This window comes from Kineosporia corallincola (genome assembly GCF_018499875.1).
Lineage (GTDB): Bacteria > Actinomycetota > Actinomycetes > Actinomycetales > Kineosporiaceae > Kineosporia > Kineosporia corallincola.
The window spans coordinates 520308-534187 of record NZ_JAHBAY010000004.1 but is presented as its reverse complement, the minus strand read 5'-3'; the positions used below and the strand labels follow the sequence as shown (position 1 = coordinate 534187).

Genomic DNA, 13880 nt, shown 5'->3' with positions numbered 1-13880 from the left:
CACCCTCCAGCGACCATCAGGAGTCGACCACCATGATCGAGGACGTCGCCGGCCCCGGCACTCGCGGCGTATCTCCCGGTGCCCGGCCGGGTTCCGGCCACGGGCACGGCTTCGAGCCGGAGCCGCCGTCGGACGCCCAGCGCACAGACATCCGGCCCACGGACGCCCGGGCGGTGGACGCCCGCTGGACGGTGGTGCTGCCGTTCAAGGGCGGCCCGCAGGCGAAATCGCGGCTGTCCGCGGGATCCCGGCCGGCCGGGCACACCGGGCTGGCCAGCGCGATCGCCCTGGACTGCCTGGACGCGGTGCTGGCCGCACGGCTCGTCGGGCAGGTCGTCGTGGTCACCGCCGACCCGGCCCTGGCCGTCCCGGCCGCCGCGGCCGGCGCCGTGGTCCGGCCCGAGACCCGGCCCGGCACCGGGCTGCTCGCGGCGATCGCTGACGGCCTGGCCGGGCTGGAGGGGCCGTGTGCGGTCCTGCTGGGCGACCTCCCGGCCCTGCGCCCGGCGGAACTGGACCAGGCGCTCCAGACCGCCTGGGAGACGCTGACAGCGGTGTCACAGCGTCCGGGGATGGCCTTCGTGCCGGACGCGGACGGCATCGGCACCGTACTTCTGGCCGCCGCCGGCCCGGCCGCGATGGTTCCGTCGTTCGGCCCGGAATCGGCCCGGCTGCACGCCGCGTCGGGCGCCCGGCGGCTCGACCTCGACCTGCCCACCCTGCGCCGCGACGTGGACACCCCGGCAGACCTGGCCCGGGCCACCGAGTTCGGGCTGGGCCCCCGCACCCGTGCCGTCCTGGCCCTAGGCTGATCGCGTGCAGGCCACCGTGTACCGCTACGACCCGGGCACCGGGTCGGGTTCCGTGCTCACCGATTCCGGCGACGTGCTGCCCTTCACCGCCCGCGCCCTGGAACACAGCGGGCTGCGGCACCTGCGGCCCGGCCAGCGGCTGACCGCCACCCGCGAGGGCGACGAGATCGTGGCCCTGGCGCTGGGAACCATCGGCACGGCGCCGCGCCCGCAGCCGTAGCCCTCGTCGTCCACCATTGAAAAAGAAATCCCCGGCGGCCGTGCGGCCACCGGGGATTCACCGTGTGCGGAACGCTCAGCTGCGCTCGTAGTTCGCGCCGAGCATCTGGAGCTTCTGCTGGAAGTGCTCGTAACCACGGTCGATCAGGCCGATCCCGCGCACCCGCGAGGTGCCCTCGGCCGCCAGCGCCGCGATCAGGTGGCTGAACCCGCCGCGCAGGTCGGGCACCGTGATGTCGGCGCCGTGCAGCTTGGCCGGACCGGAGATGACCGCCGAGTGCTGGAAGTTGCGCTGGCCGAAGCGGCACGGCCGGCCACCCAGGCACTCCCGGTAGAGCTGGATCTGGGCGCCCATCTCGCTGAGCGCGTGGGTGAAGCCGAGCCGGTTCTCGTAGACCGTCTCGTGCACGATGGACAGGCCACTGGCCTGGGTCAGCGCGACCACCAGCGGCTGCTGCCAGTCGGTGCCGAAGCCCGGGTGCACGTCGGTCTCGAGTACCAGCGAGTTCAGCGCACCGCCCGGGTGGCTGAACCGGATGCCGTCGTCACCGATGTCGAGAACGCCTCCGACCTTACGGAACACGTTCAGGTAGGTCATCATCTCCTGCTGGCGCGCGCCCAGCACGGTGATGTCGCCCTTGGTGGCCAGCGCGGCGCTGGCCCAGCTCGCGGCCTCCATCCGGTCGGGCATGGCCCGGTGGGTGAAACCGCCGAGCCGGTCGACGCCTTCGATCCGGATGGCCCGGTCGGTGTCGACGCTGATGATGGCGCCCATCTTCTGGAGCACCGCGATCAGGTCCATGATCTCGGGCTCGATGGCGGCGTTGGTGAGTTCGGTGACGCCCTCGGCCAGAACGCTGGTCAGCAGAACCTGCTCGGTGGCACCGACGCTCGGGTAGGCCAGCTTGACCTTGGTGCCCTGGAGCCGGCGCGGGGCGCGCAGCGCAATTCCGTTCGGCTGCTTGTCGACGACCGCGCCGAATTGCCTCAGCACGTCGAGGTGGTAATTGATCGGGCGGTCGCCGATCCGGCAGCCGCCGAGATCGGGAATGAATGCCTCGCCCAGACGGTGAAGCAGAGGACCACAGAAAAGAATGGGGATTCGGCTGGAACCGGCGTGCGCGTCGATGTCGGCGACATGCGCCTGAATGACATTGCTGGGATCCAGCCGGAGTTCGCCCTCCGGGCCGGGAACCTGCTCGACCTGAACGCCGTGCAGCTCCAGCAGACCGCTGACGACGCCGACGTCACGGATCTCCGGAACGTTACGCAGCACGCTCGGTTCGTCACCGAGAAGCGCGGCCACCATGGCCTTGGAAACCAGGTTCTTGGCACCTCGCACCTGGATGCTGCCGACCAGCGGGGTGCCGCCGTGCACGGTGAGTACGTCGTTCATGGAACACATCGTGGACCACGACCGGCCAGGCACCAATTCCAGCCCCGCCAAGACCTCACCTGCTGCTCATCGGCGCAGGTGGCCGGATGCTTGAACGCCGGGCGCCGGAACGGGCCCGGACGGCGCCAAAACGGCCACGTGGTGGGCGTCCCGGGTAGTTGCCGGGTCGCCCACCACGTGTGGAGGGGTGGTGCTGCTCAGCCGAGATCAGGCGCTGGTGCTGCGACGACGCGTGGTGGTGCGCTTCGCGGCGGTCGGCGCCGGGGTGGCCTTGGTGGCCGTGCGGCTGGCGGTGGTCGCCGTCTTCTTGGCGGCGGTCTTGCGGGCCGTGGTGGTCTTGGCCGCGGTGGTCTTCGCCGCCGTGGTCTTCGCCGGGGTGGCCTTCGTGGCGGTGGTCTTGCGCGCGGCGGGAGCCTTGGTCGCGGTCTTCTTCGCGGCCGCGGTGGTCTTCGCCGGGGTGGCCTTGGTGGCGGTGGTCTTCTTCGCCGCCGCGGTCCGGGTCGCCGTGGTCTTGGCCGGAGTGGCCTTCGTGGCGGTCTTCTTCGCGGCCGTCGTCTTCGTGGCGGTGGCCTTGGTGGCGGCCGTCTTGCGGGTCGTGGTGGCGGCCTTGGCGGCGGCGGCCACGCCACGCGTGGTGGCGGCGCGGGTGGAACCGGCGACCGGCTTCGGCAGGGTGCGCGGCTCGGCGACGTACGCCTTGAAGGACGTGCCGGCGCGGAAGCGCGGGACCGAGGTCTTCTTGATGCGGACCTTCTCGCCGGTGCGCGGGTTACGGCCGGTACGCGCGTTGCGGACGGCCTTCTCGAACGAACCGAAGCCGCTGATCGTCACCTTCTCGCCGCGGACGACGGCGCGGGTGATGGTGTCGATGACGGCGTCCAGCGCGTCGGCCGCGGCCTGACGGCCGCCCAGGCGCTCCTGGAGAATCTCGACGATATCTGCCTTGTTCACTTCATCCTCCGGTACACGGGATCGAGCGGACGCCCGATGTTGAAGACGAAGGTAAACGCAATCCGGCCTATAAATCCAATACAGAGTGAGGTTTTGTCGTTGTGTCTCAAGGCAAAACCGCCCCGGCAAACGCCCTCGGCGGCCCCCGCCCACCTCGGTGAAGAGGCTGTGCGGAAGCCGCCGAGTCAACCGAAATCCTTTATCCCAGAAGGAATTCCGGTTATGAATTGCGATTCCGGTTGGCAGTCACCGGATGCCCGGAGGGCAGTCAGCGGGCCGGCAGGGTGCGCGGCAGGAAGTGTGGCCGATTCGACTCGAAAGCAGTCACGTCATCGACGTGCCGGAGGGTCAGGCCGATGTCGTCCAGGCCCTCCAGCAGGCGCCAGCGGGTGTAGTCGTCGACGTCGAAGTCGACCGTCAGGTCACCGCAGACCGCCTTGCGGGCCACCAGATCCACGGTCACCTCGGTGCCCGGGCGGCTTTCCAGTGCCGCCCACAGCTTCTCGATGTCCGCCTGCTCGACGATGCCGGTGAGCAGGCCGGCCTTTCCCGAGTTCCCCCGGAAGATGTCGGCGAACCGGGAGCTGAAGACCGCCCGGAAGCCGTAGTCGTTGAGGGCCCAGACGGCGTGCTCCCGGCTGGATCCGGTGCCGAAGTCGGGACCGGCCACCAGAACCGAACCGGCCTTGTATGCATCCTGGTTCAGGATGAACTCGGGGTCCTGGCGCCAGGCGGAGAACAGGCCGTCCTCGAATCCGGTGCGGGTCACCCGCTTGAGGTACACCGCCGGGATGATCTGGTCGGTGTCCACGTTCGAGCGGCGCAGCGGGACACCGATACCGGTGTGAGTGCTGAACTTCTCCATGATTGAGCGGTCCTTTGGCTGTGAAGACTTGAGTGGGTGGCGGGAACTGCCGACGCTGTGAGCGGGCTCAGCGAGTGACGGAAGCGCCTTCCTGGGAGGCGACCTCGAGTCCCGGCGCACCGGACGGCGCCAGGTCGGCCGGCGAGGACAGGGTGCCGCGCACGGCGGTCGCGGCGGCCACGGCCGGCGAGACCAGGTGCGTGCGACCGCCCTTTCCCTGCCGTCCTTCGAAGTTGCGGTTCGAGGTGGAGGCACTGCGCTCGCCCGGCGCCAGCTGGTCCGGGTTCATGCCCAGGCACATCGAGCAGCCGGCCTGCCGCCACTCGGCGCCGAAGTCGGTGAACACCTTGTCCAGCCCCTCGGACTCGGCCTGGAGCCGCACCCGGGCGGAGCCGGGCACGACCAGAACCCGCACCGAATCCGCCTTCTGCCGCCCCTGAACGACAGCTGCCGCCGTACGTAGGTCCTCGATCCGGCCGTTCGTGCACGAGCCGATGAACACCGTGTCGACGGCGATCTCGCGCAGCGGGGTGCCGGCCTTCAGGTCCATGTAGGTGAGGGCGCGCTCGGCGGCCTGCCGGGCGTCGGCGTCCTCGATCTGGGCCGGGTCCGGCACGACGGCCGAGAGCGGCGAGCCCTGACCGGGATTCGTGCCCCAGGTGACGAACGGTTCCAGGTCGGGTGCGGAGAGGTGCACCTCGGCGTCGAAGGTCGCGTCGTCGTCGGTGTGCAGCGTGCGCCAGTACTCGACGGCGGCGTCCCAGTCCTCGCCCTCCGGCGCGTGCCGGCGGCCCTTCACGTAGTCGAACGTGGTGTCGTCCGGGGCGATCATGCCGGCCCGGGCACCCGCCTCGATCGACATGTTGCAGATCGTCATGCGGGCTTCCATCGACAGCGCCCGGATGGCCGAGCCGCGGTACTCCAGCACGTAGCCCTGGCCACCGCCGGTACCGATCTTCGCGATCACGGCGAGAATGATGTCCTTGGCGCTGGTTCCGGCGGGCAGATCGCCGTCCACGTTGATCGCCATGGTGCGGAACGGCTTCAGCGACAGCGTCTGGGTGGCCATCACGTGCTCCACCTCGCTGGTGCCGATGCCGAAGGCCAGGGCCCCGAAGGCGCCGTGCGTGGAGGTGTGCGAATCTCCGCAGACCACGGTCATACCCGGCTGGGTCAGCCCGAGCTGCGGGCCGACCACGTGCACGATGCCCTGGTCCAGGTCACCCAGCGGGTGCAGCCGCACACCGAACTCGGCGCAGTTGCGGCGCAGCGTCTCGATCTGGGTGCGGCTGACCGGGTCGGCGATCGGCTGGTCGATGTTGAGGGTCGGGGTGTTGTGATCCTCGGTGGCGATGGTGAGGTCGGTGCGGCGCAGGCCGCGCCCGGCCATCCGCAGCCCGTCGAACGCCTGCGGGCTGGTGACCTCGTGCAGCAGGTGGAGATCGATGTAGAGCAGGTCGGGCTCACCGTTCGAACCGGCGCGCACGACGTGCGCTTCCCAGACCTTCTCCGCCAGAGTGCGGCCCACGTTGATCATCCTCCATTCGGGATCGGGTGCTTCCGAACCCGTTCGGCTGTTTCCCCCGGGCACCGTCGCGGTGCCCGGGCCTGCGATTCCGGCGTCAGACTTGCGTCTCGCTTCGTGAGACGCCAGTATCGGTACATGGACAAGAGTAGCGGAGTCGGCGTCCTGGACAAGGCAGCCGTGCTGCTCGACGCGCTGGAGGCGGGCCCTGCCACGCTGGCCCAGCTGGTGACCGCGACCGGGCTGGCCCGGCCCACGGCGCACCGCCTGGCGGTCGCCCTGGAGCACCACCGGCTCGTCGGGCGTGACCTACAGGGCCGTTTCGTGCTCGGGCCGCGGCTGGCCGAACTGGCCGCCGCCGCCGGGGAAGACCGGCTTCTGGCCGCCGCCGGGCCGGTTCTCACGGCGCTGCGCGACCACACCGGCGAGAGCGCGCAGCTGTTCCGTCGGCAGGGTGATCAGCGCATCTGTGTGGCCGCCGCCGAAAGGCCGGTGGGGCTGCGCGATTCCATCCCGGTCGGTTCCGCGCTGTCGATGCTCGCCGGTTCCGCCGCGCAGACGCTGCTCGCCTGGGAGGAGCCGGATCGCCTGCACCGCGGGCTGAACGGGGCCAAGTTCACCGCCAGCACGCTGTCGGCGGTGCGTCGCCGGGGCTGGGCGCAGAGCATCGCCGAGCGCGAGCCGGGGGTCGCCTCGGTGTCGGCGCCGGTGCGTGGGCCGTCCGGCCGGGTGGTGGCGTCGGTGTCGATCTCCGGCCCGATCGAGCGTTTCACCCGTCAGCCGGGCCGTCAGCACGCCACCGCGGTGGTCGCCGCGGCCGGGCGTCTCACCGAGGTGTTGCGTCGCGGGCAGGTCCAGGCCTGACGTCGCCCGGTCAGTTTCCTGCGGCGGGCAAGGCATTCGGGCCCCATCCGCCCTGCCCGCGTGGTGCACCGCCGCGGGCGGTGAACGTCGCCCGGTCACGAGAACCCGTTTGGCGCAACGATAACTGTGGACGACGAGGAGCCCGGGCCGGCACCGCCGGGTTCCGTGGGAACGGCGCCGGACCCGGCCCGCCCTCGTCGTCCATGCGTTGTCGGCCCGACTGCCGACGCCGACCACTGAGGCCGACCGCCGGGCGCCAGAAGCGGTGGCCGGCGACAAAATCGGTGAGCCCGCCACCCCCGGAGGGGTGACGGGCTCACCGTGTGGTTCGTGCCCGGGTCAGGAGACCCCGGCCTCGCCGCTGAACTCGGCCGCCTCGTCCTGGGCGGAGGAGACCAGCGCGTCGACCGTGATGTCGCCGTTGCCGTCTTCGATCAGGCGGCGCAGCAGCACCAGCTCGATCCGGGCCAGGTCGGGCTCGTCGAGCTGCTCGAGCACCTGACCCACCGTGGCGTCGTCGCCGAGCACCGAGCGCACCAGAGCCTGGGCGGCGGACTCGTCGATCGCGACCGGGGACTGCGCGTAGGGAGCGGCGGCGGCCGAGACGAACGCCGCGACATCGGCCTGCTGGCCGGCCAGGCGACGACCGACGGCCGTGTAGAAGGCCGCGCCCACGATCTCGCCGAAGGCGTTCCAGCCTGGCTCGTCCAGGGCCTTGGTCTGCTCCGGGTACGAGTTCAGGTCACCCGTCAGCAAGTCCCGAACCAGTTGGCCGATCTGGGCCGTCATGAGCCTTCCCTCCATCGTTCTGGTGTTGCTCCCGCGGTGGCGCACAGTGCTGGGCGCCAGATGTCGTCGCAGGTCGGCGAGAGATTACCGGACATGAAGACGGCCCCCGACCGGATGAGGTCGAGGGCCGTCTCCTCGTGTAGCCCCGACGGGATTCGAACCCGCGCTACCGCCTTGAGAGGGCGACGTGCTAGGCCACTACACAACGGGGCCTTGTTGCCTGCTGACCAGGTCAGCGATTTCGATGCCAGCCAACTGCTCGGCTCTCACCGATTTGGTCAGATTGCCTTGTTGGTGGCCTGAAGCCACCTTCTGACGATCCCACCAAGCTGGGGTACCAGGACTCGAACCTAGACTAACTGAACCAGAATCAGTCGTGCTGCCAATTACACCATACCCCATGGGGGTACTCACCCGATGGCCAGATGATCTCCCGGAGGAGAGAATCTGTCCGTTGGGCGAGCACCCACCGAGAACATTAGCGGGCCGGGCCCGAAGCCCCAAATCAGATCCCCGGAACGCCGCGCCGAACCCTTGCCCCGGAGCCCCCGCCCAGCCCTTCGGGGGGCCTGATCGCGGCCACAGGAGCTGGTGCGGGACCTGGTCGCGACGTCCCTCGTGTCGCTGCGTCGCGGCGGGAACTCAGCCTCGGCCTGGCCGCCCCCCTTCGCCCGTGCCCGCCCCGGAACAGGTCGACACCCCGGCCTCGGCCCTCCCGCCCTGGAATCGGCCGGCGCGAAGATCGTGGCGGCCACGGCCTGAATTCCACGGTGCCCGGCTGGTTTCCATCGGCGCGAGACCAGCCGGAAGGAGCAGGGGGTGCCGTCTGCGTTGTGACACCGCCCTGAGCGCCTGGGCGGTGTCAAAAAACTCCATGAGCTCGGGCCCGCCCTTCCATCCCGCACAGACTCATCCGAAACCTCTGCGAGACAAGGGAAGATGCCCCCATCACCGTCCGCCACGCCGAGATGCCCAGGCCGCCGCGCCCCTCGTGCACGGAAGCCGGGCCGAGCCGCACCATCCCCGCCTCCCCAGGGCATCTCCCCCACACGGCCGCTCCCTCGCCGCCACCCCTCGACGTCGTCGACATTCGCGCCCCTCCCGCCCACAGTGCGACCGCCCGCCGTACGCCCACCGACGTGACCGGGCACGCCCACACGACCACGCCGTGCCCACACGATCAGGCCACGCCCACGAACCAGCCCACGCCCACACGACCACGCCGTGCCCACGAACCAGCCCACGCCCTCACGAACGCAGTGATGCGACACGGATCACCCACCCACCCGGCACACAGGGCGGGCCGCGCCGCACCCACGCCGCCCCGATGCGACACAAGCCACATCGCCGCATCGGAATCCACCCGCGCGGCACCCGCCGGAGACCGCGAGATCCGCCGGGGACACCGCCGCCCGAACCCGGCAGCACCCCCGCCGAGCCTGCTTCGAAACCAACTCGTTACCCCCGCGCCACCCGCCCCAACCCACCCCCGGAACCAGTCCCGCAGATCGAGACCAACTCGTAACCGCCTCACTTGCCCCATCAGCATCACTGGCATCGCGTGAGTTACCTCATCCCGCCCGTGCACCCTCTCGAACGGGACGTAGGTCACCCCCAGCCTCACAACTTTCCATTACTTTGCGTCATCCAGCGGATTGGATCTCCGCACGATGCGGCTACGTGGCGAGTCCAGAGCGCCACGGAATGTGCACGACATCTTCAGAGGGCAATATGACTATGGGTAAGGTGTCGGACACAGGTTCGTCCGGACTTCCGCTCTTGGCGCTTCGGCGATTCGGCTACGCTCCAGCTCAGCGGGCGTGATCACCGGGGGACGGGGATGTTCACAGTTCAAGCACTAGTTTTCGGGTCCGGCGCTCCACCTGGCGACGTCCCGACGAAGCGCGCCCCGGGCATCGGGCCCGGCTCGGGCACGCCGCCGCGCGGTCCGGCATGCCCCCGCGCCCACGGTTGCAGGGGGTGACGAATGGCGGTCTCGGGCATCCGGCTCACTGAGCTGTCCCCGCTCTCTCTTCTGGCCGGCCCCGGCCGGGCCCAGGCCCGGCGCGTGCCGCCGGCCCGTCCGGCCAACGGCCGACAGGTCTCCCTCCGCATCATCGGGGTCAGCCTGCTGCTGGTCGCCCTGGGCGGCGTGCTCTGGCTGGTCCCGGCCACCCAGCAGCTGGGGGCCCGTGGCCAGCTGGCCCTGAGCCTGAACTGGTACACCGTCGCGGCACTGGCCGCGGCCTGCGAGATCGTCGTGCAGATGGTGCAGGTCAACGGGCACCGGCAGGTCCGCGCCATCTCGATGAACGAGATCGCCACGGTGCTCGGCCTGTTCTTCGCCACCCCGGGCAACTTCGTCGCCGGCCGGCTGATCGGTGTGCTGCTGGCCCTGGTGGTGTGGCGGCGGCAGGGCCCGGTCAAGGTGTTCTTCAACGGCTCCATGCTGTTCGCCGAGTCGGTGCTGGCCCTGCTGCTGTTCAACCTGATCCGCGGCTCCGGCCTGCCGATCGACCCGCAGGCCTGGGCCGCCGCCCTGATCGCGACGGTCTGCGGTGGGCTGTTGTCGGCCCTCGCCGTCACCGTGGTCATCGCCGTGGTCGACGGCGAGACCAAGCGCCGCGACTTCCTGCTCGAGGCCGGGCGCGGCGCCGCCACCTCGGCCTTGGTCACCTGCATCGCCCTGGTCGCGGTGCACGCCCTGGAGGCCGACCGCCGGGCCGCGGTGCCGCTCGCCGTCTCGATGGTGCTGCTGCTCATGGCTTATCGCAGCTACTGCTCGCTCTCCGAGCGCCACCTCAGCCTGGAACGGCTCTACCGGTTCAGCCACGCGGTGAGCAGCACGCCCGAGGTGAACGAGATCCTGGCCGGGGTGCTCCAGCACGCCCGCGAGGTGCTGCGCGCCGACTACGCCGAGATCGTCTTCGTCTCGTCCGAGGCCGGCCATCAGCCCCTGCTGATCGACAGCCGGGGCGCGGCGGGCAAGCTGCGCCGGGTGCGGCTGAGCGAGACCGCGGCCAACGACCCGAGCTGGGCCGGGGTGGTCACCAGTGGCGGTCCGCTGCTGATCCCGCGCGGCGACCGCACCCATCGTGCCCTGCTGACCGACCGCGACCTGCGCGACGCCGTGCTGGTGCCGCTGCGCGGCGAGGCGGGCATCGTCGGCACCATCCTGGTCGGTGACCGGATCAGCGACGTGCGCTCGTTCGACACCGACGACGTGCAGCTGCTGATGACCGTGGCCAACCACGCCAGCATGGCCCTCCAGAACGGCCAGCTGGTCGACCGGCTGCGGCACGACGCCCTGCACGACAAGCTCACCGGCCTGCCCAACCGCAACCTGCTCCAGCAGGAGATGGTGGTGGCGCTCGGCGACATGCGCACCGACCGCTCCCCCGGCCTCACCGTGATGAACCTCGACCTGGTCAACTTCAAGCAGGTCAACGACACCTTCGGGCTGCCGCTCGGCGACCGGCTGCTCCAGGAGGTGGGCCAGCGCCTGCACGCGTCGCTGGGCGGGCGCGGGGTGCTGGCCCGCACCGGTGGCGACGAGTTCACCGTGCTGCTGCCGGGTTCCGACACGGTCACCGTGGCCCAGGACATCGCCGGGCAGCTGCGCTGCGGCCTGGAGAAGCCGGTCAGCATCCAGGGTGTCGACGTCGAGGTCGGGGTGTCGATCGGCATCGCGGTCGCCCCGCTGCACGGCTCGGACGGGCACACCCTGCTCAAACGCGCCGACGCGGCGATGTACTACGCCAAGAACTCCGGCTCCGGTCTGCACGTGTACGAGAAGGGGCTCGACGCGAACGAGACCCCGGAGCGGCTGGCGCTGACCGCCGAACTGCGGCAGGGCATCTCGGCCGGTCAGCTGGAGGTCTACGTGCAGCCCCAGGCCAGCCTGCACACCGGGCAGGTGCTCGGGGTGGAGGCCCTGGTGCGCTGGCGGCACCCGCGGCACGGCCTGCTGTTCCCCGACACGTTCATCCCGCTGGCCGAGCGCAACGGCCTGATCCCCCAGCTCACCGACGCGGTGCTGGAACAGGCCGTGGCCGCCTGCGGTCGCTGGCGGCGGGCCGGGCACCGGCTCACGGTCAGCGTGAACCTCTCGGCCCGCAGCAATCTCAACGAGAACCTGATCGCCAGCGTGCAGCAGCTGCTCACCCGGCACGGCGTGCCGGCCCGGGCGCTGACCCTGGAGATCACCGAGAGCTCGGTGATCCGCGACCCGGCCCGCACCCGCATCGTGCTGGACCGGCTGCACGACCTCGGAGTGGGCCTGTCCATCGACGATTTCGGCACCGGCTACTCGTCACTGTCCTACCTGCGCCAGCTTCCGGTGCAGGAGGTGAAGATCGACAAGAGCTTCGTGATGAACATGCTCGCCGAGGCCAGTGACGCCGCGATCGTGCGCTCCATCGTCGATCTCGGCACCAACCTCGACCTGACGGTGGTGGCCGAGGGTGTGGAAGACGCTGCCACCTGGGCCGAGCTGGAACGCCTGGGCTGCACCAACATGCAGGGCTTCTACCTGGCCGCCCCGATGCCCCTGGCGGTGTTCACCGACTGGCTGGCGGCCCGCGAAGGGCATCTGGCCGAGGCCCGCTGAACCAGGTACGACCCAAAATCGTGGACGACGATGAGCCCGTCTGAAGCTCATCGTCGTCCACCATTTCAGTCGCGCGCGACGACCGGGTTGCTCAGCACGCCCATGCCCTCGATCTCCACCTCGACCCGGTCACCGGCCACGATCGGGCCGACGCCGGCCGGGGTGCCGGTGAGGATGACGTCGCCGGGCAGCAGCGTGAACGCGGCCGACACGTAGGCCACGATCTCCGGGATCTTGTGGATCAGCTGGGCGGTACGGCCGTCCTGCTTGGTGTCGCCGTTGACCCGCGTGGTGATGCGCAGGTCGGTGGGGTCGGTGTCGAGCACCAGGTAGGGACCGATCGGGCAGAACGTGTCGAAACCCTTGGCCCGGGCCCACTGGCCGTCGGACTTCTGGAGGTCGCGGGCGGTGACGTCGTTCGCGATCGTGTAGCCGAGCACGACGTCTTTCACCCGCTCGACCGGCACCTCCTTGCAGAGCTTGCCGATGACGATGGCCAGTTCGCCCTCGTAGTGCACGTTCGAGGACTGCCGGGGCAGCACGATCGGGTCGCCCGGGCCGATCACCGAGGTGTTCGGCTTGAAGAACAGCAGGGGCTCGGCCGGCGGGGCCTCACCGGGGGTGCTGGCCATCTCGGCCACGTGGTCGGCGTAGTTCTTGCCGACCGCCACCACCTTGCTCCGCGGGATGACCGGGGCGAGCAGCCGCACCGCGTCGTCGAACCTGACCTTCTCACCGGTCATCTGGACTGTCTGGTAGAGCGGATCGCCGCTGATGACGTGCAGGAAACCTGAGCCCTGCCCGCCCTCCACGATCGCGTACCGAGGGTCTTCGCCGGTGGTGAATCTCGCGATGAGCACGACCCGACTTTATGCCATGACCTGTGGGGACATACTGGACGGCGTGACGTATGCGGGTGAGACGACGATCGACGGCACCCTTCTGCGGGCGGAACGGTGGACGACGCTGGCCCGCGAGCACGAGGCCCGGGCCGATGGCATGACCGCGGGTCATCGCGCCCGCAAGGCGTCGGGGCAGCGTCACGCGATCGAGGACTTCCTCTACGAGTACTACAACACCCGGCCCTCGGTACTGCGGCGCTGGCACCCGGGTGTGGGCGTGCGGCTGGAGCCGGTGCCGGGCATGCCGCACGAGAAGTGGCGCTGGTACACGACGAATCCGGACGGCACCGTCGGTCTCGACGCGGCCGCGTTCCTGCGGGACCGGGGCGACTCGGTGCGGTTCATCCACCGCCTGCTCACCGCCATCGCCTCGCGGCCCACCTTCACCGGCTGCTTCGGCCTGCACGAGTGGGCCATGGTCTACCGGCAGGACGAGCACCGGCACACCCTGCCGTTGCGGCTGGGCCAGGCCGGCACCGACGCGGTGGTCCAGGCGCACCCGATCCGGTGCAGCCACTTCGACGCCTACCGGTTCTTCACCCCGGCCGCCGTGGACCTGAACCGGGTGCGGCCGAGCCGGGAGTCCCAGGTCGAGATGGACCAGCCGGGTTGCCTGCACGCCTCGATGGACGGGCACAAGTGGGCGTCCAAGCTCGGCCCGGCGGTGCCCGGCGACCTGGCTCTGGACTGCTTCGAGCTGGCTCTCGACATCCGGCTGCTCGACATGCAGGCCTCGCCGTACGACCTGACCTCGTACGGCGAGCCCGCCGTGCCGATCGAGACCGCCGAGGGCAAGGCCGAGTACGTGGCCCGGCAGCGGGAGTTCGCGGCCCGGTCACAGGTGCTGCGGGGCCGTCTGATCGAGGTGCTGGAGAGCCTGATGAGCGCTGCCGGGACAGACGTTTCGTAACTTTCCCCCGTTCGGGGTGTAACGGCCCAGGCCCGCCC

The 13880-nt window shown here is 70.3% G+C and carries 11 protein-coding genes and 2 tRNA genes; 5 read left to right on the top strand and 8 right to left on the bottom strand.

From position 1 onward, the window contains the following. Positions 1-32: 32 nt before the first annotated feature. On the top strand, positions 33-812 hold the full coding sequence (gene cofC, locus KIH74_RS12595; RefSeq protein ID WP_214156058.1) for a 2-phospho-L-lactate guanylyltransferase: 780 nt from the start codon (positions 33-35) through the stop codon (positions 810-812). Between the two features lie 4 nt (positions 813-816). Further along, positions 817-1032, top strand: coding sequence for a hypothetical protein (locus tag KIH74_RS12590; protein ID WP_214156057.1), 216 nt, complete (start codon positions 817-819; stop codon positions 1030-1032). A gap of 75 nt (positions 1033-1107) precedes the next feature. Here KIH74_RS12590 and murA read toward each other — a convergent pair whose 3' ends face one another. The 4 genes from murA to leuC form a co-directional block, all read right to left on the bottom strand. Then, positions 1108-2427, bottom strand: coding sequence for a UDP-N-acetylglucosamine 1-carboxyvinyltransferase (gene murA / locus KIH74_RS12585; protein ID WP_214156056.1), 1320 nt, complete (start codon positions 2425-2427; stop codon positions 1108-1110). A 207-nt stretch (positions 2428-2634) separates the two neighbouring features. Next, entirely contained in the window at positions 2635-3378 is a 744-nt protein-coding gene (locus KIH74_RS12580; protein WP_214156055.1) for an HU family DNA-binding protein, read from the bottom strand. Between the two features lie 268 nt (positions 3379-3646). Beyond that, a complete protein-coding gene (gene leuD / locus KIH74_RS12575) occupies positions 3647-4243 on the bottom strand; it encodes a 3-isopropylmalate dehydratase small subunit (protein ID WP_214156054.1) in 597 nt (198 codons plus the stop codon). Between the two features lie 67 nt (positions 4244-4310). Continuing rightward, positions 4311-5771, bottom strand: a complete 1461-nt coding sequence (gene leuC, locus KIH74_RS12570; RefSeq protein ID WP_214156053.1) for a 3-isopropylmalate dehydratase large subunit — start codon at positions 5769-5771, stop codon at positions 4311-4313. 135 nt (positions 5772-5906) lie between these two features. On the opposite strand from leuC, the gene KIH74_RS12565 reads away from it, so the two are divergent. Then, positions 5907-6632 (top strand): IclR family transcriptional regulator, encoded by a 726-nt coding sequence (locus KIH74_RS12565; RefSeq protein ID WP_214156052.1) that lies wholly within the window; start codon positions 5907-5909, stop codon positions 6630-6632. A gap of 339 nt (positions 6633-6971) precedes the next feature. Here the strand turns inward: KIH74_RS12565 and KIH74_RS12560 are convergent, their stop codons facing one another. The 3 genes from KIH74_RS12560 to KIH74_RS12550 form a co-directional block, all read right to left on the bottom strand. Then, on the bottom strand, positions 6972-7421 hold the full coding sequence (locus KIH74_RS12560; protein WP_214156051.1) for a hypothetical protein: 450 nt from the start codon (positions 7419-7421) through the stop codon (positions 6972-6974). A gap of 140 nt (positions 7422-7561) precedes the next feature. After that, positions 7562-7634, bottom strand: a tRNA-Glu gene (locus tag KIH74_RS12555). A 116-nt stretch (positions 7635-7750) separates the two neighbouring features. Beyond that, positions 7751-7822 (bottom strand) — tRNA-Gln (locus KIH74_RS12550). 1586 nt (positions 7823-9408) lie between these two features. On the opposite strand from KIH74_RS12550, the gene KIH74_RS12545 reads away from it, so the two are divergent. Further along, entirely contained in the window at positions 9409-12030 is a 2622-nt protein-coding gene (locus tag KIH74_RS12545; protein WP_214156050.1) for a putative bifunctional diguanylate cyclase/phosphodiesterase, read from the top strand. Between the two features lie 65 nt (positions 12031-12095). Here the strand turns inward: KIH74_RS12545 and KIH74_RS12540 are convergent, their stop codons facing one another. Continuing rightward, positions 12096-12890, bottom strand: coding sequence for a fumarylacetoacetate hydrolase family protein (locus KIH74_RS12540; RefSeq protein WP_214156049.1), 795 nt, complete (start codon positions 12888-12890; stop codon positions 12096-12098). Positions 12891-12933: 43 nt separating this feature from the next. Here KIH74_RS12540 and KIH74_RS12535 point away from each other — a divergent pair, with 43 nt between their 5' ends. Further along, on the top strand, positions 12934-13842 hold the full coding sequence (locus KIH74_RS12535) for a 3-methyladenine DNA glycosylase (protein ID WP_214156048.1): 909 nt from the start codon (positions 12934-12936) through the stop codon (positions 13840-13842). Positions 13843-13880: the final 38 nt, after the last annotated feature.